This window comes from Jiella sp. M17.18, from assembly GCF_041027365.1.
Lineage (GTDB): Bacteria > Pseudomonadota > Alphaproteobacteria > Rhizobiales > Rhizobiaceae > VKMB-3413.
The window spans coordinates 116,578-134,257 of sequence record NZ_JBFTEH010000010.1 but is presented as its reverse complement, the minus strand read 5'-3'; the positions used below and the strand labels follow the sequence as shown (position 1 = coordinate 134,257).

The 17,680-nt window shown below is 68.9% G+C and carries 20 protein-coding genes and 1 riboswitch; of the genes, 12 read left to right on the top strand and 8 right to left on the bottom strand.

Going from position 1 to position 17,680, the window contains the following annotated elements; all coding sequences use genetic code 11:
- The first annotated feature begins 138 nt into the window (after positions 1-138).
- Complete coding sequence (locus AB5S17_RS18030; RefSeq protein WP_369241926.1) at positions 139-537, top strand: I78 family peptidase inhibitor; 399 nt, start codon at positions 139-141, stop codon at positions 535-537.
- Positions 538-601: 64 nt separating this feature from the next.
- Here the strand turns inward: AB5S17_RS18030 and AB5S17_RS18025 are convergent, their stop codons facing one another.
- Together AB5S17_RS18025 and ureC are read right to left on the bottom strand one after the other, a co-directional pair.
- On the bottom strand, positions 602-1,075 hold the full coding sequence (locus AB5S17_RS18025; RefSeq protein ID WP_369241924.1) for a DUF29 domain-containing protein: 474 nt from the start codon (positions 1,073-1,075) through the stop codon (positions 602-604).
- A 39-nt stretch (positions 1,076-1,114) separates the two neighbouring features.
- Positions 1,115-2,827 carry an urease subunit alpha gene (gene ureC, locus AB5S17_RS18020; protein ID WP_369241922.1) on the bottom strand — a complete coding sequence of 571 codons (1,713 nt, stop codon included), beginning with the start codon at positions 2,825-2,827 and terminating at the stop codon, positions 1,115-1,117.
- Positions 2,828-3,009: 182 nt separating this feature from the next.
- Here ureC and AB5S17_RS18015 point away from each other — a divergent pair, with 182 nt between their 5' ends.
- Together AB5S17_RS18015 and AB5S17_RS18010 are read left to right on the top strand one after the other, a co-directional pair.
- Complete coding sequence (locus AB5S17_RS18015) at positions 3,010-3,474, top strand: hypothetical protein (RefSeq protein WP_369241920.1); 465 nt, start codon at positions 3,010-3,012, stop codon at positions 3,472-3,474.
- 218 nt (positions 3,475-3,692) lie between these two features.
- Positions 3,693-4,367, top strand: coding sequence for a hypothetical protein (locus AB5S17_RS18010; protein WP_369241918.1), 675 nt, complete (start codon positions 3,693-3,695; stop codon positions 4,365-4,367).
- A gap of 95 nt (positions 4,368-4,462) precedes the next feature.
- Here AB5S17_RS18010 and AB5S17_RS18005 read toward each other — a convergent pair whose 3' ends face one another.
- The 4 genes from AB5S17_RS18005 to AB5S17_RS17990 form a co-directional block, all read right to left on the bottom strand.
- On the bottom strand, positions 4,463-5,266 hold the full coding sequence (locus AB5S17_RS18005; RefSeq protein WP_369241916.1) for an outer membrane protein: 804 nt from the start codon (positions 5,264-5,266) through the stop codon (positions 4,463-4,465).
- A gap of 191 nt (positions 5,267-5,457) precedes the next feature.
- Positions 5,458-7,092 (bottom strand): AMP-binding protein, encoded by a 1,635-nt coding sequence (locus tag AB5S17_RS18000; RefSeq protein WP_369241914.1) that lies wholly within the window; start codon positions 7,090-7,092, stop codon positions 5,458-5,460.
- Positions 7,093-7,452: 360 nt separating this feature from the next.
- Complete coding sequence (locus AB5S17_RS17995) at positions 7,453-7,611, bottom strand: DUF3309 family protein (protein WP_369241912.1); 159 nt, start codon at positions 7,609-7,611, stop codon at positions 7,453-7,455.
- An 89-nt stretch (positions 7,612-7,700) separates the two neighbouring features.
- Positions 7,701-7,898, bottom strand: coding sequence for a DUF3309 family protein (locus tag AB5S17_RS17990; protein ID WP_369241910.1), 198 nt, complete (start codon positions 7,896-7,898; stop codon positions 7,701-7,703).
- 192 nt (positions 7,899-8,090) lie between these two features.
- Here AB5S17_RS17990 and ispG point away from each other — a divergent pair, with 192 nt between their 5' ends.
- Both ispG and AB5S17_RS17980 read left to right on the top strand, forming a co-directional pair.
- Positions 8,091-9,359, top strand: a complete 1,269-nt coding sequence (ispG, locus tag AB5S17_RS17985; RefSeq protein ID WP_369241908.1) for a flavodoxin-dependent (E)-4-hydroxy-3-methylbut-2-enyl-diphosphate synthase — start codon at positions 8,091-8,093, stop codon at positions 9,357-9,359.
- Positions 9,356-10,390 carry a transglycosylase SLT domain-containing protein gene (locus AB5S17_RS17980; protein WP_369241906.1) on the top strand — a complete coding sequence of 345 codons (1,035 nt, stop codon included), beginning with the start codon at positions 9,356-9,358 and terminating at the stop codon, positions 10,388-10,390. Before ispG ends, AB5S17_RS17980 begins: the two co-directional genes overlap by 4 nt.
- 132 nt (positions 10,391-10,522) lie before the next feature.
- Here AB5S17_RS17980 and AB5S17_RS17975 read toward each other — a convergent pair whose 3' ends face one another.
- Both AB5S17_RS17975 and AB5S17_RS17970 read right to left on the bottom strand, forming a co-directional pair.
- A complete protein-coding gene (locus tag AB5S17_RS17975; protein ID WP_369241904.1) occupies positions 10,523-10,795 on the bottom strand; it encodes a YARHG domain-containing protein in 273 nt (90 codons plus the stop codon).
- Positions 10,796-10,926: 131 nt separating this feature from the next.
- Positions 10,927-11,823 (bottom strand): polyprenyl synthetase family protein, encoded by an 897-nt coding sequence (locus AB5S17_RS17970; protein ID WP_369241902.1) that lies wholly within the window; start codon positions 11,821-11,823, stop codon positions 10,927-10,929.
- 171 nt (positions 11,824-11,994) lie between these two features.
- Between AB5S17_RS17970 and mtgA the strand changes: the two genes are divergently transcribed.
- The 7 genes from mtgA to copD all read left to right on the top strand — a co-directional run bounded on the left by mtgA (position 11,995) and on the right by copD (position 17,625).
- Entirely contained in the window at positions 11,995-12,693 is a 699-nt protein-coding gene (gene mtgA, locus AB5S17_RS17965; protein WP_369241900.1) for a monofunctional biosynthetic peptidoglycan transglycosylase, read from the top strand.
- 202 nt (positions 12,694-12,895) lie between these two features.
- Positions 12,896-13,627 carry a peptidase gene (locus AB5S17_RS17960; RefSeq protein WP_369241898.1) on the top strand — a complete coding sequence of 244 codons (732 nt, stop codon included), beginning with the start codon at positions 12,896-12,898 and terminating at the stop codon, positions 13,625-13,627.
- A 79-nt stretch (positions 13,628-13,706) separates the two neighbouring features.
- A riboswitch (cobalamin riboswitch) is annotated at positions 13,707-13,925 on the top strand.
- 97 nt (positions 13,926-14,022) lie between these two features.
- Positions 14,023-15,081 carry a HoxN/HupN/NixA family nickel/cobalt transporter gene (locus AB5S17_RS17955; RefSeq protein WP_369241896.1) on the top strand — a complete coding sequence of 353 codons (1,059 nt, stop codon included), beginning with the start codon at positions 14,023-14,025 and terminating at the stop codon, positions 15,079-15,081.
- A 101-nt stretch (positions 15,082-15,182) separates the two neighbouring features.
- Positions 15,183-15,596, top strand: a complete 414-nt coding sequence (locus AB5S17_RS17950) for a hypothetical protein (RefSeq protein ID WP_369241894.1) — start codon at positions 15,183-15,185, stop codon at positions 15,594-15,596.
- A gap of 64 nt (positions 15,597-15,660) precedes the next feature.
- Positions 15,661-16,203, top strand: coding sequence for a copper chaperone PCu(A)C (locus AB5S17_RS17945; RefSeq protein ID WP_369241892.1), 543 nt, complete (start codon positions 15,661-15,663; stop codon positions 16,201-16,203).
- 163 nt (positions 16,204-16,366) lie between these two features.
- Positions 16,367-16,735 (top strand): copper homeostasis periplasmic binding protein CopC, encoded by a 369-nt coding sequence (copC, locus tag AB5S17_RS17940; protein WP_369241890.1) that lies wholly within the window; start codon positions 16,367-16,369, stop codon positions 16,733-16,735.
- Positions 16,669-17,625 carry a copper homeostasis membrane protein CopD gene (gene copD / locus AB5S17_RS17935; RefSeq protein ID WP_369241888.1) on the top strand — a complete coding sequence of 319 codons (957 nt, stop codon included), beginning with the start codon at positions 16,669-16,671 and terminating at the stop codon, positions 17,623-17,625. The genes copC and copD overlap by 67 nt, the downstream gene beginning before the upstream one ends.
- Positions 17,626-17,680 lie beyond the last annotated feature (55 nt).

The window sequence follows — 17,680 nt, the reverse complement described above, 5'->3', positions numbered from 1 at the left end:
GGACCGAACGCCCTACCATGGGCGAGCCGGCAGGCGCCGCGATGCGATTCGCGGCATCGGCCGGCTTTCGCGCGGCGGATTCCGCTGTGCGGTTTTCCGAAGGATCGAACGGCCCCGGCAAGGGCATGAGGGAACAGGATGAGACGAGCAATCGCGCTGGCGGTTATCGCCGGACTGACGGCGGCAGCCGGCTGCAGCACGAACGAGCGCGCGGCGCCGCCGCTGGCACCTGCGGCACGCCTGCCCCCGCCGAGCGCCGGCCAGGCTCCGATCTCATCGCGAGGCGCCCCTGCCCCCGGCGGCTTCGGCGGCGCGGGCCCCGCAGGCGGAGCCGGAACCTGCAACGCACAGGCGGCCGGCTTCCTCGTCGGCCAGATCGCCAATGTCGAGGCGAACGACAAGGCGAAGGCGGCAACCGGCGCCGAAAAGGTCCGCGTCCTCTTCCCCGGCCAGCCGATTACCCAGGAATTCGAGCCCAACCGCCTCGACCTCGAGACCAACGACCAGAACCGCATCACCTCGGTGCGCTGCGGCTGATCGCGGTCGATCCATACGGGGCTTGCGGCCGGGTCGATGAGGAGAGGCTGTCGTCGCCGCTTCGTTATCCGGCGTCCGGATAGAACGCCGGATCGAGGACCTGCTCGATCGTGAACGGGCAGGTTTCGGGGAAGATCGCCTCGGGAAGGTCGGTCTCCCCGGCCGCCTTCAGCCGGGCGATCTCGTATTCTTCCGCCAGGATCGCGGCCGGGTAAGGCCGCAGGCTCGGGCTTCGACGGAGGCGCCGGGCAAGGCGGGAGCGCTGCTCGACGATCGTCCCCTTCCAGCCGGACGAGCGGTGCGTCGGCTGGAACCGCCATTTGAGAAGGTGCACGAGCAGGATGGCCAGGCGGCTTTCGATCTCGCTGCGCTGCGACTCCCCCAAATCCTCGACCTCCTCGGCCAGACGGTCCCAGTCGATCGCGTCACCGGCGGTGCCTCGGCCTGCACGGCTTCTCAGCACGGCCGCCTGCTCGCGCGTCCAGGCGTAGAAGTCGTGATCGTAAAGGCTTTTCGCCTTGTCGAGGACGTCAGCCATCGCCCTGCTCCGCAATTCTTTCGGCCTCGCGTCTCTTATCTAGAACAGGAAATACCGCTGCGCCATCGGCAGCACGGTGGCCGGCTCGCAGGTCAGGAGTTCGCCGTCGGCGCGCACCTCGTAGGTCTCGGGGTTCACCTCGACATGCGGCGTCGCCGAGTTGTGGATCATCGCGGCCTTGGAAATGCCGCCGCGGGTGTTCTCGACCGCGAGGAAGGTCTTCTCGCAGCCGATCCGCTCCTTCAGCCCGTCCGCCATCGCCGCGGCCGAGACGAAGGTGACGCCGGTCGCGCCGACGGCCTTGCCGAAGGCGCCGAACATCGGTCGGTAGTGCACCGGCTGCGGCGTCGGGATCGAGGCGTTGGGGTCGCCCATCGGCGCGGCCGCGATCATCCCGCCGATCAGCACCATCATCGGCTTCACCCCGAAGAATGCCGGGTCCCAGAGCACGAGATCGGCCCGCTTGCCGACCTCGATCGAGCCGATCTCCTTCGACATGCCGTGCGCGATCGCCGGGTTGATCGTGTATTTCGCGACATAGCGGCGGGCGCGGAAATTGTCGTTGTCGCCCGACTCCTCCTTCAGCCGCCCGCGCTGGCGCTTCATCTTGTCGGCCGTCTGCCACGTCCGGATGATCACCTCGCCGACGCGGCCCATCGCCTGGCTGTCGGAGGCGATGATCGAGAAGGCGCCCATGTCGTGCAGGATGTCCTCCGCGGCGATCGTCTCCTTGCGGATGCGGCTCTCGGCGAAGGCGATGTCCTCGGGGATCGACGCGTCGAGATGGTGGCAGACCATCAGCATGTCGAGATGCTCTTCCAGCGTGTTCGCCGTGTAGGGCCGCGTCGGATTGGTCGAGGACGGCAGGACGTTCGGCAGGCCGCAGACCTTGATGATGTCCGGCGCGTGGCCGCCGCCCGCGCCCTCGGTGTGGAAGGCGTGGATCGTGCGACCCTTGAAGGCGTCGACGGTGTTCTCGACGAAGCCAGACTCGTTCAGCGTGTCGGTGTGGATCATCACCTGGACGTCGTAGTCGTCCGCCACCGACAGGCAGTTGTCGATCGCCGCCGGCGTCGTGCCCCAGTCCTCGTGGAGCTTCAGCGCGCAGGCGCCGCCCCTGACCATTTCGAGGAGTGGCGCCGGCAGCGAGGCATTACCTTTGCCGGAAAAGCCGAGATTCATCGGGAAGGCGTCGGCCGCCTGGAGCATGCGCGCGAGATGCCACGGCCCCGGCGTGCAGGTCGTTGCGAGCGTGCCGTGCGCCGGGCCGGTGCCGCCGCCGAGCATGGTGGTGACGCCGGAGAACAGCGCCTCCTCGATCTGCTGGGGACAGATGAAGTGGATGTGGCTGTCGAAGCCGCCGGCCGTGACGATCTTGCCCTCGCCGGCGATCGCCTCGGTGCCGGGGCCGACGATGATCGTGACGTTCGGCTGGGTGTCGGGATTGCCGGCCTTGCCGATCGCCGCGATGCGCCCGTCCTTCAGGCCGATGTCGGCCTTGTAGATGCCGGTATGGTCGAGGATCAGCGCATTGGTGATCACCGTGTCCACCGCACCGTCGGCCCGGGAATGCTGCGACTGGCCCATGCCGTCGCGGATCACCTTGCCGCCGCCGAACTTCACCTCCTCGCCATAGGTGGTGAGGTCCTTCTCCACCTCGATGAACAGCTCGGTATCGGCGAGCCGCACCTTGTCGCCGGTCGTCGGACCGAACATCGCGGCATAGGAGGAGCGGGAGATGGTGGCGGGCATGGGCGGTCTCGCGTCTGGGTCCCGGGATGAGGCTGGCACGACCGCGGCGCTTGCGGTTGCGGCGCACCATGCGCGACCATATGTCGGTCTCGAAAGCTTGTCTTCCCTCCGCGCCGCGGATGCAGAAGCTGGGGGAGATTTTTCCCAACCTCTTGGCCGGTGCCTGGCCATGAAAGGCCCTGATGCTGCCGCGCCTCGCACTTCTGACCACCCTTCTCGCCCCGACTGCTCTCGCCCCGACCGACGCCCTGGCCCAGCCCTTCGATCCCGGTCCGCCACCGGGCGTCCCGGGTTCGTCGATGTCCGGTATGACGATCGGCGGCGCGCCGCCGCAGCCGGATGGCGTGCGCATCCGCGGCGCCCACGTCTTCGGCGAGACGGTCGAGCAGCGCGCCTATGGCCGCGACTACGACGACAGCTACCTCCATCCGGACATCGCGGGCGGCAAGCGCGGGAAGGCGCCGACCACCGAAGAGCGGGCGATGGAAGGCCGGGGCGACCTCAACGGCGTCAATGCCGGCAGCTTCGCGCGCGGCGGCCCCGCTGCGATCGGCAGGAGCACGGTCACCCGCGGGCGCTCCACCGGCCCGCACCGCGCCATCATCCGGCGCCCGAGCCACGCCCCGCGGAACGGCAGCGACAAGTAAGGTCTCCCTGGGCGAGCGCCGTCTCAGGATCCGACTGGCACGACCGGTTCTGATGGCAGCGTCGCGCCGACGCCGGTCGGGGCCTCCGACACTCATCGCATCGTGAGACGGGCGAGCGGAACCCTCGCAGGGGCGCGCGGTTCCTGCCATACTAAGGCACCGTAGACGCGCCCATCCGGCGAGACCGCCGGCAGAGCGCCTTTGTGTTGGAGTGACCGATGCGTGTCCGTTCGACCTTCGTCCTGTCCCTCGCATGCTCCCTGGCGGCGGGGCCCGCCTTCGCCCAGACGTCGACCGGCGCGGCGCCCGCCGGTGGTTCGAGCAGTCTCGGAACGTCGAGCAGCGGCCTCGGCACGTCGGGGACCTCGGGCCTGAACGGAACCGCGACCGGCACGGGCCTCTCGGGCCTCGGCAGCAGCACTTCCACCGGCATGTCCGGCACGACGGCCGGAAGCGGCACGGGCACGGGCACGGGCACGGGCACGGGCACGGAAAGCTACGGCGTCGGCAACAGCGCCGGAAGCACCAGCGGCAACGACACGAGCGCCGATGTCGGCGTCTCCCCCATCGTGACGGGCGACGGGACGAGCGGCGCGACCATGACCACGCCGGGCACGGCTTCGGCGTCCGGCACCAGCCCCCAGTCGCTGGCGACCGAGGGCTCGTCCAGCATCAACAGCACCAATGTCGACACGCTGGCGCGCTCCGGCACGATCGGCACCACTTCAGCGACGACGCTGAATTCCGGCACGACGTCGTTCAAGTCGACGGCGGGCTCCGGCTCATCGGCGCAGTACAATATCCCGGAGCCGAAGGTCGGCGTCGAGCTCGGCGCCATCCGCCGCGGCCTGCGCGCGGCTCCGAGCGCGACGCCGGACGCCTACGGGAACTGAGGCATCGGATTGCCGGTAACGTCTCGAAACGGCTGCGGCCGTGGAAGCAGTTTCCTGCGCCCACGGCCGCCGAATGATGATCGTGGGACGCTTGCCTACCAAAGCGAGTAGCGGATGCCGGCCTGGAAGGTGTGGCGATCGAAGCCGCCGTCCTTGCCGTCGATCGTGTAGGTGGTGCCGGCATTCTCGGCGGTGATCTTGCCCATGTTGCCGCTGCCGACGTTCAGATAGCGGTAGCCGACATCGATCTTCAGGTTCTTCGACACGTCGTAGGACACGCCAGCCATCAGCGCGTAGGCGAAGCGCCAGTCCTGGCGGTTGTCGATGGTGGAACTCCCGAAGGCGGAGCTGCAGCTTGAACCGTTGGAGCTGCAGGAGGTGTCGTAGTCGAGGTGGACCGCGCCGATGCCGCCGCCGACATAGGGTGTGAAGCCGACATAGGTGCCGAGATCGGCATAGGCGTTGGCCATCAGCTCCCAGGCCTTGGCTTTGGAGTCGATCCCGAAGTCCCCGAAGGTCGCGTTCGAGACGTCGTGCTGCCAGTAGTTCGCCGTCAGGTCGCCGCGGAAATAGTCGGTGAACTGGTAGCCGAAGCCGCCGCCCGCCGCGAAGCCGGGGTCGATGGAAAAGCCGTCCAGGGAGCCGGACGCGAGGTTGGTCCGGGGCCCGGAGCCACCAATTGTGCTGTAGGCGTCGAAGCTGGGCTTCAGGTCGGCCTTGAGGTCGTAGGAGACGTCGCCGCGCAGGTACCAGCCGGTGCCGACCTCTACGGGCTGCATCTCCGGAACGTTCTCGTAGGAGGGCACGGCGTAGAGCGGCGGAAGATCGGCGGCCGCGGCGCCCTGCCATCCGGCCGCCGTCGCCGCGGCGCCGATCACCAAAATCTTCAACAGCTTCATCGACCCGCTTCCCCTTGCGAAATCCGGCCGACGCACGCCTTGCCATGCGTCGCTTCCCTCTCCGGACATTCGCAGCGAAACGTTAACGCGCGATTAACCGTGTTTTTTAACCATCCGGAAATCGCCCATCGGGGGCCGGCGAGCCGTCCCCACGCCGCGTCTCGGCGCGGGGACGAGCCGGATCAGGCCTGTCATTCGGCCGCGGCCGGCTCCGCGATCTCGCGCTCGGCGCGTTCGCGCAGGGCACGGCGGACGATCTTGCCGCTGGTCGTCAGCGGCAGATCCGCGACGAAGGCGACCTCGCGCGGATATTCGTGCGCCGACAGCCGTTCGCGCACATAGCGCTGGATCTCGAGCGCCAGCGCGCCGCTGGGAGCGCAGCCCTTTGCCAGGACGACATAGGCTTTGACGATCTCGGTGCGCAGCGGGTCGGGCTTGCCGACGACCGCCGCGAGCGTGACGGCGGGATGGGAGAGCAGGCAGTCCTCCACCTCCCCCGGCCCGATGCGATAGCCGGCCGAGGTGATGATGTCGTCCTCGCGCCCGATGAAGGCGACATAGCCCTCCGCGTCCATCACGCCCTCGTCGCCGGTGAGCAGCCAGGCGCCGGCAAACTTTTCCGAAGTGGCTTGCGGGTTCTGCCAGTAGCCGAGGAACATCACCGGGTCCGGCGCCCGCACGGCGATCGTCCCGGTGCGGCCGGCGGGGACGGGTGTGCCGCCCGGATCGACGATCGCGACCGCGTGGCCGGGGACCGCCTTGCCGATGGCGCCCGGCCGGGAGACGCCGAGGGCGGCGGAGGAGCCGAGCACCATGTTGCACTCGGTCTGGCCGTAGAACTCGTTGACCGTCAGGCCGAGGGTCTCCTTCGCCCACAGGCCGGTGGCGCGTGGCAGCGTTTCGCCGGCGGAGCCGATGGTGCGCAGCGACAGTGCCGCGACCGCCTCCCTGGTCGCCGCAGCCTTCATCATGCGCAGCGCGGTCGCCGGCAGGAAGGCGTTGCGGACGCGGTGCCGCGCCATCAGCGCGAAGGCTTCGCCGGCGTCGAAGCGCGCGGCCGAGAAGACCACCGGCACGCCGAAATAGAGCGACGGCAGCAGCGCATTGAGGAGCCCGCCCGCCCAGGCCCAGTCCGACGGCGTCCAGAGCCGGTCGCCGGGCAGCGGAAAGCCCTCATGCGCGAACTGCATGCAGGGCAGATGGCCGAGCAGCACCCGGTGACCGTGCAGCGCGCCCTTCGGGGCGCCGGTGGTGCCGGAGGTGAAGATGATCATCGCCGGATCGTCCGGCGTCGTCTCCGCGTCCGGCACCGGATCGTGGGGCCCGCGGAGCAACGCGTCGAAGTCGAGGAAATCCGGCCGTTCAGCTCCGACCGCGACCACCGTCTCCAGTGCCGGCAGCGCCTCCCGCACCCTGCCGAACGTGTCGAGGCCGGAGGCGTCGATCACCGCCAGCTTCGCGCCGGACGCCTCGAGCCGGAAGCCGAGCGCGTCCGGCCCGAAGCGCAGGGCCAGCGGCACGGCGATGGCGCCGAGACGGTAGACGGCGAGATGGGCGATCGCCGCCTCGAAGTTCTGCGGCAGCACGATCGCGACCCGGTCGCCGCGGCGGATCCCCTTCGCGGCGAAGGCGGCGGCGAGGCGCTTCGAGCCTTGCGAGAGTTCGCCGAAGGTGAGGGTATCGGGCGCGGCGGCGCCCCGGTCGGCGATCAGCGCGATGCGTTGCGGCTCGTGCGCTGCCCATACGTCGGCGCAGGCGCTCGCGATGTTGAAACGCGCGGGCAGGTTCCAGGCGAAGTCGCGATAGAGCCGGTCGTAAGGGGTCACCGCCGGCCTCCGACGTGGCCGGCGGCACCGATGCGGCCGCAAGGTGCCGGCCTGCAGCCGCTCGCGGAGCCCCGCCGAACCGCGTCCTGCCGATGCTTCATGCCGATCTCCCGCGGCTCGGTCGTCGCGGCCGAGCGCCTGTTCCTCGCGCAGTCGCGCCAGGAGGATGCGGAATGATCGCGCAAATCTGGCACTGCAGCAAGCCGCCTCGGCGCTGCAGCATTTCTCGAGGCGCAACCGCCGCTAGGAGCCATCACGATCGGAGGCCCCAGCGTGACAGGTCGGGCGAGAGGCCGGCGGGATGCAGCGAGGCGCCCGCCCCGGCCTCCCGACGATGGGCTCCTCGTGATGCGGCCGGCCTCAGATCCGGCCGAGCAGGATGAGGATCAGCACCACGACGACGATCAGGCCCAATATGCCCGAGGGGCCATAGCCCCATCCGCCGGAATAGCCCCAGGTCGGCAGGGCGCCAATCAGAAGCAGGATGACGATGATCAGGACGATCGCGCCGATGCTCATGGAAGAACTCCACACATGCCGAAAGGACAGTCGCCTCACAAACCGTTGAAGGCGATTTCCGTTCCCGGCAAAGCAAGCGGCGCTGACGATCAGTGTGCGATGGGAACGCCGGCAGGAGAGGGTCCGAGGCCGCCGATGGCGACGAAGACGGCGATCAGGAGGAAGATGATCCCGAGGATCATCGTCGGCCGGTAGCCCCACTGGCGCGAATAGGGCCAGGTCGGCATGACGGCGATCAGGGCGATGAAGACGAGGACGACGACGATCGGCCCATATCCGACGGGCATTGGCTTCTCCCGGATGAAACGGTTTCGTGCCTTCGCATAAGGGGCTCAAATCCCGCCGTTCAAGGGCGGGGCGCCAAGCGGCGGCAGCCGCGCCGGGTTGTCATCATGCCGTCATCTCGGCTCCCTTCAATTGACAAGCCGCGCGTGCGGCGCCACCTCGCTCCTGAAGTCTGCTGTGCATCGGGAACCGCCATGAACATCCAGTCGCCCATCGAGACCATCGAGGCCGATCCGCTTCCGCGCCGCCGCACCGTCGCCGTCGACGTCGGCGGGGTCCGGGTGGGCGGCGACGCGCCGGTCGTGGTGCAGTCGATGACCAACACCGACACCGCCGATGTCGACGCGACGGTCGCGCAGGTGGCGGCACTCGCCCGGGCCGGCTCGGAAATCGTGCGCATCACCGTCGACCGCGACGAATCGGCCGCCGCCGTGCCGAAGGTGCGCGAGCGGCTCGACCGGCTCGGCGTGACGGTGCCGCTCGTTGGCGACTTCCACTATATCGGCCACAAGCTGCTCGCCGAGCATCCCGCCTGCGCCGAGGCGCTGGCGAAGTACCGCATCAACCCGGGCAATGTCGGCTTCCGGGACAAGCGCGACAAGCAATTCTCCGACATCGTCGAGATGGCGATCCGCTACGACAAGCCGGTGCGCATCGGCGTCAACTGGGGCTCGCTCGACCAGGAACTCCTGACCCGTCTGATGGACGCCAACAACGCCTCGCCCGAGCCGCGTTCGGCCCGGGCGGTGACGCGCGAGGCGATCATCCAGTCGGCCCTCCTCTCGGCCGCCCTTGCCGAGGAGATCGGCCTGCCGCGCAATCGCATCATCCTGTCCGCGAAGGTGAGCCAGGTGCAGGACCTGATCGCCGTCTATCGCGACCTCTCCCGCCGCACCGACCATGCACTGCATCTCGGCCTGACCGAGGCCGGCATGGGCTCGAAGGGCATCGTCGCCTCGTCCGCGGCGATGGGCATCCTCCTGCAGGAAGGCATCGGCGACACGATCCGCGTCTCGCTGACGCCGGAGCCCGGCGGCGACCGCACCAAGGAGGTCCAGGTCGCGCAGGAACTGCTCCAGACCATGGGCTTTCGCCAGTTCATCCCCGTCGTCGCCGCCTGCCCCGGCTGCGGACGGACGACCTCGACCGTCTTCCAGGAGCTCGCCGAGAAGATCCAGAGCGACATCCGGGTCAACATGCCGGTCTGGCGCGAGCGCTATCCCGGCGTCGAGGCGCTGAACGTCGCGGTGATGGGCTGCATCGTCAACGGCCCGGGCGAGTCCAAGCATGCCGACATCGGCATCTCGCTGCCCGGCACCGGCGAGACGCCGGCGGCGCCGGTCTTCGTCGACGGCAAGAAGACCGTGACGCTGCGCGGACCGAACATCGCCGAGGAGTTCCAGACGATGGTCGCCGACTATATCGAGCGGCGCTTCGGCACGGGGGCCGCCGCAGCCGAATGATCCGACGCGCCGGGCGATCGGCTGCACCCCTGCTGGCCGCCGCGCTGATCGTTCTGCCTTCGCCAGCCCTGAAGGCTGCCAGCCCGACCTTCGGCAAGGATGGCGGGATGGTGCTGCCGGCGCTGGCCTTTCCGCCGAGCCCGCCGGCCTTCGGCGAGGCCGTGGACGGCGCAGCCGCCGCGAGCGAGCCTGACGCCACGCCCCCCGCCCCTTCGCCCGCTCCGTCGAAACGCCGGCCGGACGACGCGGCTGCCGGCGCCAAGCCGACCGCCCGCACGATCTGCCGGCTGATCGCCCGGAATGCCGACGCCGTCGGCATGCCGAAGGACTTCTTCGCCCGGCTGATCTGGAAGGAGAGCCGGTTCGACGTGAAGGCCGTGTCGCCGGTCGGGGCGCAGGGCATCGCCCAGTTCATGCCCTATACGGCAGCCGAGCGCGGGCTGGACGATCCGTACAATCTCCGCGACGCGATCCGCCATTCGGCGGAATATCTGGCGGACCTGCGCGCCGAACTCGGCAATTGGGGCCTGGCGGCCGCCGCCTACAATGGCGGGATCAACCGGGTGAAGGGTTGGATCCTCAACGGCGGGTCGCTGCCTTTCGAGACCGAGGCCTATGTCAGCGCGATCACATTCCGGCCGGCCGACTGGTTCAAGGAGGACGGCCACGAGGTCGAGCATCACCCGCTGCAGGACGGCCGCGACTTCCTCGACGGATGCTCCGAGCTTCCGGTGATGAAGACGCGCTCGATGTTCGGCCAGGTCGCCGGCGTCGACAGCGCGCCGATGAAGCCCTGGGGCGTGCAGGTCGCCGGCAACGAGAACCGCTCGATCGCCATGCGCATGTGGCAGCGGGTGCAGGCGGCGCACCCGGCGATCCTCTCCGACAAGCCGATCGTGATGCGCGAGAGAACGAGCCCGCGGCGCACGATCTACGCCGTCCGGATCGGCCGCGACAGCCGCTCGCAGGCCGACGAACTCTGCGGGCGGCTGAAGAGCGCCGGCGGCTTCTGCATCGTCCTGAAGAACTGACGCGGGCCCCCACGGACGACCGCCCGGATCGGACTGGGACCGGCACCTCGGATCATCGCCGAAACGGGAGCGCGCTCGCGCCCGTGCCCCCGGACGCGAAGGTCGGCCGGTTGCCGGCCCCCGGCCGAGGCGTCAGTTCACCTTGCAGCCGCGGCGGCGCTCCTCGGCCTTGATCGCCTGCACGCGCTGGCGCTCGCCCCGCGACAGATGCGGGTTGCTCGTCCAGCAGTCGAAATTGGCAAATGTCCGCTTGCCGAGGTCCGTCTGGAAGCAATAGCCGTTCTGCGCGTAGATCAGATTGCGCTGGTACCAGAGGTCGGCGCAGCTCGCCGCCTGCGCGGCGCCGGCGATGAACAGTCCGCCGGCAAAGACCAAGCTGCAGGCGAGTCCCGCCGCAAGACGCATCGCAACCTCCCCTAACGTAAGACGTGACTGACCCTATCGGAGTTTCCCGTGCGGTCAAGCCTGATGCCGACGACCCTCGAGCGGCGGGACGGACCAGCGCCCGCCTTGGAAGCTTGGCCCGCCCTCTGGCGCTAGTTCTTGCGCCAGGCGACGAAGCGGGCGGCCTCCAGCAGGGTCTCCGCCTTCTCGCGGAAGGGCTGCATCAGTTCCTCGGCCTCGGCGACGAGCGCATCCAGCCGGTCCTCCAGCACGCGCCGACCATAGATGCGGCCGAGCGTCTGCTTGCCCTTGGCCTTGTCCTTGCCGGTCGCCTTGCCGACGACCTTGGCGTCGCCGTACTCGTCCAGCAGATCGTCGGCGAGCTGGAAGGCGAGACCGATGAGGTCGCCGAAATGGCGCAGGCGCACCCGTTCCTCGTCGGAGGCGCCGGACAGGATGACGCCGGCCTCGCAGGAACAGCTGATCAGCGCGCCGGTCTTCATCGCCTGCATGCGGGTGATCTCGATCTCCGACCGGCCGTCGCCGGCGAGGATGTCCAGCATCTGTCCGCCCACCATGCCCGGCGCGCCGGCGCGCTTGGCGAGCAGCGTCACCAGCGACGCCCGCGCCGGTGCCGGCAGCGTCTCGAGGCTGGAGACCAGCCCGAAGGAGAGGGTCAGGAGCGCGTCGCCCGCGAGAATCGCCGTCGCCTCGTCATAGGCCTTGTGGACGGTCGGCTTGCCGCGCCGCAGATCGTCGTCGTCCATCGCCGGCAGGTCGTCGTGGACGAGCGAATAGGAGTGGACGCATTCGATGGCCGCGCCGACCTGCAGCGCCGCCTTGGCATCACCGGAAAAGAGCCTGGCCGTCTCGACGACCAGGAAGGGCCGCAGCCGCTTGCCGCCGTTCAGGACGCCGTGCCGCATGGCGCCGAGCAGCCGCTGCGGCGTGCCCGCTACGAGCTGGTTGGACTTCAGAACTTCGTCGAGAAAATCCCCGACGGTCTTCGCGGTCGTCGCAAGCTTTTCCTCGAAATCCGCTCGTTTCATCTTCAATCCCGTGTCTCAAAGCGCATTCTTGTTTGATAATGCGGCCAGACCGTCAGCATCTCGTCGTTCAGCGTCGCCGGCCATTGCACCGGCTATGTAGCATCGATAAGTAAAGACCGTCCTTCTCGCCGACATGCAGCGAATCCTCCCGCCGAGGTCAACCGATCCCCGATGTTTAGACGAACGCTGCGCATAGGGACATGGCTGGTCGCGGCGCTTGTTCTCCTTCTCGCGGTTCCGGTGGTGCTGACGCCGGTCTACGCCATCCGGGCGATCCATCCGATGTCGACGCTGATGCTGTACGACCACGTGACCGGGCAGCCGGCGAAGCGCGACTGGGTGCCGATCGAAGACGTCGCACCGGTGCTCCTGCATTCGGTGATCATGTCCGAGGACGGGCAGTTCTGCCGCCACCACGGCGTCGACTGGGGCGAGATGCGCGCCGTCGTGCGGCAAGCGCTCGCCGGCAAGGAGACGCGCGGCGCCTCGACCATCACCATGCAGACCGTGAAGAACCTGTTCCTGTGGAACGACCGCTCCTTCCTGCGCAAGGGGATCGAGCTGCCGCTGGCCCTCTACTTCGACTTCGTCCTGTCGAAGCGCCGGATCATGGAGATCTACGTCAACATCGCCGAATGGGATCGCGGCATCTACGGCATCGAGGCGGCGAGCGAGCACTACTTCCACAAGCATGCCGCGCAGCTGACGCCACGCCAGGCGGCGCTGATCGCCGTCACGCTGCCGGCGCCGGACGCGCGCAACCCGGCGCGCCCGTCGGGCGAGCTCAACCGGCTGGCCCGGCGCATCGAGCGCATGGCGAAGCATTCGGGCGCCTATGTCGGCTGCGTCGGCGAGGACGACGGGAGCTGAGCCCCCGCAAGACCGGCGCAAGGAGGCTCATGGCATAAAGCCCGGATCGTACGACCCGCTGAACTTGCGCCGCCTTCGGGCAACAGCGCGAAAGAGTTTGCCGGCAAACGGGCTTCTCGCGTTGCCCGAACAGCGGAAGTGGCGGATATCGGACGGGCGGCTCTGCGCCGCGAATCAGGCGGTGCTTGGGGGCATCCGGTACATGACCTACTGCGTCGGGCTTCTGGTCGACCGCGGGCTCGTCTTCATGTCCGACACGCGGACGAATGCGGGCGTCGACAACATTTCCGTCGTCTCGAAGATGAAGACCTGGGAGGTGCCGGGCGAGCGCTTCCTGTGCCTGTTGTCGGCCGGCAATCTGGCGACCACCCAGGCGACGGTCTCGCTGCTCGACGAGCGCATGGTGGCGCCGGCCGAGCGCCAGCCCTCGATCCTGACGCAGCCGTCGATGTTCCAGACGGCGCGGCTGATCGGCGAGACGGTCAAGGAGGTGATCTCCGGCACCGCGAGCGGCGGCCAGACGGCGGAATCGGTGTTCTCCGCCAGCTTCATTCTCGGCGGCCAGATCCGGGGCGGGCGTCCGTGCCTGTTCATGATCTATCCCGAAGGCAACTTTATCGAGGCGGGGGCCGACAATCCCTTCTTCCAGATCGGCGAGCACAAATACGGCCGGCCGATCATCATCCGTACCTACGATCCGTCGATGTCGCTGGAGGAATGCGCCAAGCTTCTGCTGGTCTCCTTCGATTCCACCATCAAGTCGAACCTGTCGGTCGGCCTGCCGATCGACATGCAGTTCTACGAGACCGACAGCTTCAGGGCCGGCTACCGCCGCCGCTTCGACCAGCGCGATCCCTACTACCAGACCATCTCGGAAGGCTGGTCCGAGGCGCTGAAGAGCGCCTTCGACGCGCTGCCGCCGTTCCGGCGTTAGACGATCCGCCGGCGACGCATCGGCGATCCGCGGCGGCCAGGAATCGCGACCAGCCCCTTCCCCTCCCGCACGCTTTCACGTTACCAAGGAGCCCGATGGTTCTGCCGGGCGTCGCAACGATCGTCCGCAGATTAAAAGGGAACACGGTGAGGCGTACCCATCAGGGGCCGAGACCGTGGCTGCCCCCGCAACTGTAAGCGATGGGCCGGCTTCACGATGCCACTGGGACCAGTCCCGGGAAGGCGAGGCCGGCAGCGACTCGCGAGCCAGGAGACCTGCCATCACCGGACGTCAAAGCGGAGCATCGGGCGGGGTGTCCTGATGTGGCGAAGCTGCCCTTGCCGGCGGCCTCACCGATCCGTGGCGACAGGCGACGTCACAAGGCAAGTTTCCTCATGTTCTCGACCATCCAGCGACTGTTCGACGACAGCGCCCCCGATCTCAGGGGCCGCCTCGTCACCCTCTACGCCGTCCTCGCCGCCCTCAATATCGGGGCCTGGCTCTGGGCATTCATCGCGTTCCGCCACTCGCCGACCCTCCTCGGCGTGGCGCTGCTCATCTACGGCCTCGGCCTGCGCCATGCGGTCGACGCCGACCATATCGCCGCCATCGACAACGTCACCCGGAAGCTGATGCAGGAGAACAAGCGGCCGGTCGGCGTCGGCTTCTTCTTCGCCCTCGGCCATTCCACCCTCGTGGTCATCGTCGCGGCCGCCGTCGCCGGCGCGGCGACGGTGCTCGGCGGCTTCGAGAGCTGGCAGGGGATCGGCGGCACCGTCAGCACCAGCATTTCGGCGCTGTTCCTCCTGGCGATCGCGGCGATGAATGTCGTCGTCTTCGTCTCGGTCTACCGGAGCTATCGCCGCGTGCGCGCCGGCGGCACCTATGTCGAGGCCGACCTCGACCTCCTCCTGAACAATCGCGGCTTCCTCGCCCGCATCTTCCGGCCGCTGTTCAGGCTGGTGACGAAGAGCTGGCACATGTTCCCGCTGGGATTCTTGTTCGGGCTCGGCTTCGACACCGCGACGGAGATCGCGATGTTCGGCGTCTCGGCGGCGCAGGCCTCGAACGGGGTGCCGCTCGAGGCGCTGCTCGTCTTCCCCGTGCTCTTCGCGGCGGGCATGTCGCTCGTCGACACGACCGACGGGGTGATGATGCTCGGCGCCTACGACTGGGCCTTCGTCAAGCCGATGCGCAAGCTCTACTACAACATGACGATCACGCTGGTCTCGATCGTCGTCGCTGTCGTCATCGGCGGGATCGAGGCGCTCGGCCTTCTCAGCGACAAGCTCGGCCTCTCCGGGGGCGCGTGGGACGTCGTCGGGACGCTGAACGAGAACCTCAACACTCTCGGCTTCGCGATCATCGGCCTCTTCGTCGCTGCCTGGGCGATCTCCTACACGGTCTATCGCCTCAAGCGCCTCGACGCGGTCGAGGTGCGCAGCGCCGGCTGAAGCCGGCTTCAGCCGGCGCGGGTCGCCGCACGCGGCGGCCCGTTCACCCTGGTCGAACTGGCCGCTTGGCAAGCGCCGGAATCCTGCTATCCGGTAGGGCCATGGGGATGTTTCGGCAGCTGCTTCGGGATCGCGCGACGGCCTTTGCGGCCGCGCTGATCCTCGTCCAGCTGCTCCTCGTCCAAGCCGTCGCCTCGATGTTCGGCTGCGCGGCGGCGGGCGCCGCCGGCATTGCCGGCGTCACCGTGATCTGCCACGGCAGCCTTGCGGACACCGGATCGCCCGGAGCCCCGGCGCGCCCCCACGACTGCTGCCTCGACTGCCAATGCGGCATCGCCTGCGACAGCGCGGCACAGCTTCTGGCGGACCTGCCGCCGCAGACCGATCTCGGCGCCGCCTTCGTCCTTGCCGGAGCAGGCGCCGACGGCTTCCCGCCCGGCCGGCAGACGCCGGAAACCCGGCCGCCGCCCGTCATCCTCCCCCAGCCGCGCGGTCCCCCGTTCCTCTCCGCCTGATCCGATCCGCGCCCGCTCGCTTCGAGCGCGCGGCGCATCCGATTGACGAACACGGAGAAGAAAAGTGGCTCATTTCAACAGACGGGTGACCCGAGCGGCGCTCGGCGCCCTCCTCGCGCTCGCCATGACGTCCGGCGCGCTCGCCGCGGACGCCAAGGCCGGCGGCATCGCCGTCGAGCACCCCTGGACACGGGCGACGCTACCGAACGCCCCGGTCGCCGGCGGCTACATGACGCTGACCAACACCGGCAAGGATGCCGACCGCCTCGTCGGCGGCTCGACGCCGATCGCCGGAAAGGTCGAGGTCCACCAGATGTCCATGCAGGACGGCGTGATGAAGATGCGCAGTCTGCCGGACGGCCTCGAAATTCCCGCCGGGCAGTCGGTGACGCTCAAGCCGGGCGGCTATCACCTGATGCTCCTCGATCCGAAGCGGCGGCTGAAAGAGGGCGAGCACGTCCCGCTCACCCTGCGCTTCCGCAAGGCCGGCGCGGTCACCGTGGAACTCGCCGTCGAGAGCGTCGGCGCGATAGGACCGGCGGGCGCGGCCGGCGGCAACGCCATGCCCGGCAAGTCCTCCGGCCCGTCCGGCCCGAAGACGAAGTAGCCGCGCATCCGCAGGGTACCGCCATCCGCGCGCCCTGCTCCGCCACCTTTCGCGCGCGGCAAGCGGTCCTGCGCGGTCTCCTGACGCCCTCGCGCGCCACGGTAGTGCCGACGGCCTGCGCCATCCGGAAAAGCCATCCACCATCATCAGGAAAGGAAGATCCATGATCCGATCGAAGACCATCGCACTGGCGCTCGTCGCCTCGACGCTCCTCGCCGCTCCGGCCTTCGCCCATGCGCACTTGAAGTTCGCGACGCCCGCGCAGGACGCGACCCTCGAGATGCCGCCCTCGCAGCTCGACCTGACCTTCACCGAGGGGCTGAATCTCAGCTTCACCGGCGTGATACTCACCGGGCCGCACAAGAAGGTCATGGCGACGGGCAGGGAGCGGTTCGCCCCCGGCACCGACACGACGCTGGCCGTGCCGATCATCGACCAGCTCGAGGCCGGCACCTACACCGTCCAGTGGCACGCTCTGTCGACCGACGGCCACAAGTCCAGCGGCAGCTACCGCTTCACGGTGAAGCCCTGATCGGCCCGGAGGCGGTTCTGGCGGCGGAGCGGCTCGTCCGCGACGTCGCGCTTCTCGGCCTGTGGGGCGGCTCCGCCTTTCTCGCGGCGCTGGTGCCGCGGGATCTGTCGATGCGCATTGCGGCCGGGCTCGGTCCGGCGCGCCGGGCCGCAATCGCGGTCGTCCTCGCGGCGACGGCGCTGGCCCTGCCCTGCCAGACGGCGATGATCGGCGACGGCTGGCGCGACGCGCTGAGCGGCAGCATGCTTGGCGCGGTGCTGTTCGAGACCAGCGTCGGGGCCGCCTGGGCGGCCGAAGCCGCCGCCGTCCTGCTGCTCGTCGCAACGCTCGCCTTGCCGAGCCGCCTCGCGCCCGCCGGCACTGCCGCAGCCTCGGCGCTGGCGCTCGCGGCACTGACGCTCACCGGGCATGCGCAGATGCACGAAGGCTGGCTCGGCGCGCTCCACAAGGCGAACGAGGCGCTGCATCTCCTCTCCGCCGGCGCCTGGCTCGGCGCGCTCGTGCCGCTGCTCCTGATCCTGAGGCGTCTCGGCGATCCCGCCTGCCGCGGCGACGCGGTCGTAGCGCTCCGGCGGTTTTCCGAGGCCGGTCATGCGGCCGTCGCGCTCATCTTCCTCACCGGACTGCTGAACAGCTGGCTGATCCTCGGCGGGCTGCCGCTCGACCGCGCGGCGCCCTACCAGGTGCTGCTGTCGGTCAAGATCGTCCTCGTCGTCGCGATGGCGCTCCTCGCGATCCTGAACCGCTACGCCATCGTCCCGCGCCTGCGGCAGGATCCCGAGCGCTCGCTGCAAACGATCCGGACGATCACCCTCGCCGAAATCGGCCTCGGCACCGCGGCGATCACCCTCGTTGCGGTGTTCGGCCTGATGGAGCCGATGCCGTCCTGACGCGGCACGGCCGGCGGAGGCATGCCTGCCCCGCCGGCCGTTCCGGATTTCCGCT

Excerpts from the sequence above, each read along its gene's own strand:
- AB5S17_RS18005 (WP_369241916.1), bottom strand. The coding sequence starts at position 5,266 with ATGAAGCTGTTGAAGATTTTGGTGATCGGCGCCGCGGCGACGGCGGCC.
- AB5S17_RS17975 (WP_369241904.1), bottom strand. The coding sequence starts at position 10,795 with ATGCGTCTTGCGGCGGGACTCGCCTGCAGCTTGGTCTTTGCCGGCGGA.
- AB5S17_RS17955 (WP_369241896.1), top strand. The coding sequence starts at position 14,023 with ATGTTCTCGACCATCCAGCGACTGTTCGACGACAGCGCCCCCGATCTC.
- AB5S17_RS18010 (WP_369241918.1), top strand. The coding sequence starts at position 3,693 with ATGCGTGTCCGTTCGACCTTCGTCCTGTCCCTCGCATGCTCCCTGGCG.
- AB5S17_RS18015 (WP_369241920.1), top strand. The coding sequence starts at position 3,010 with ATGCTGCCGCGCCTCGCACTTCTGACCACCCTTCTCGCCCCGACTGCT.
- AB5S17_RS18025 (WP_369241924.1), bottom strand. The coding sequence starts at position 1,075 with ATGGCTGACGTCCTCGACAAGGCGAAAAGCCTTTACGATCACGACTTC.
- ureC (WP_369241922.1), bottom strand. The coding sequence starts at position 2,827 with ATGCCCGCCACCATCTCCCGCTCCTCCTATGCCGCGATGTTCGGTCCG.
- AB5S17_RS17970 (WP_369241902.1), bottom strand. The coding sequence starts at position 11,823 with ATGAAACGAGCGGATTTCGAGGAAAAGCTTGCGACGACCGCGAAGACC.
- AB5S17_RS17990 (WP_369241910.1), bottom strand. The coding sequence starts at position 7,898 with ATGCCCGTCGGATATGGGCCGATCGTCGTCGTCCTCGTCTTCATCGCC.
- mtgA (WP_369241900.1), top strand. The coding sequence starts at position 11,995 with ATGTTTAGACGAACGCTGCGCATAGGGACATGGCTGGTCGCGGCGCTT.
- copC (WP_369241890.1), top strand. The coding sequence starts at position 16,367 with ATGATCCGATCGAAGACCATCGCACTGGCGCTCGTCGCCTCGACGCTC.
- AB5S17_RS18030 (WP_369241926.1), top strand. The coding sequence starts at position 139 with ATGAGACGAGCAATCGCGCTGGCGGTTATCGCCGGACTGACGGCGGCA.
- AB5S17_RS17980 (WP_369241906.1), top strand. The coding sequence starts at position 9,356 with ATGATCCGACGCGCCGGGCGATCGGCTGCACCCCTGCTGGCCGCCGCG.
- AB5S17_RS17950 (WP_369241894.1), top strand. The coding sequence starts at position 15,183 with ATGGGGATGTTTCGGCAGCTGCTTCGGGATCGCGCGACGGCCTTTGCG.
- AB5S17_RS17960 (WP_369241898.1), top strand. The coding sequence starts at position 12,896 with ATGACCTACTGCGTCGGGCTTCTGGTCGACCGCGGGCTCGTCTTCATG.
- AB5S17_RS17995 (WP_369241912.1), bottom strand. The coding sequence starts at position 7,611 with ATGAGCATCGGCGCGATCGTCCTGATCATCGTCATCCTGCTTCTGATT.
- ispG (WP_369241908.1), top strand. The coding sequence starts at position 8,091 with ATGAACATCCAGTCGCCCATCGAGACCATCGAGGCCGATCCGCTTCCG.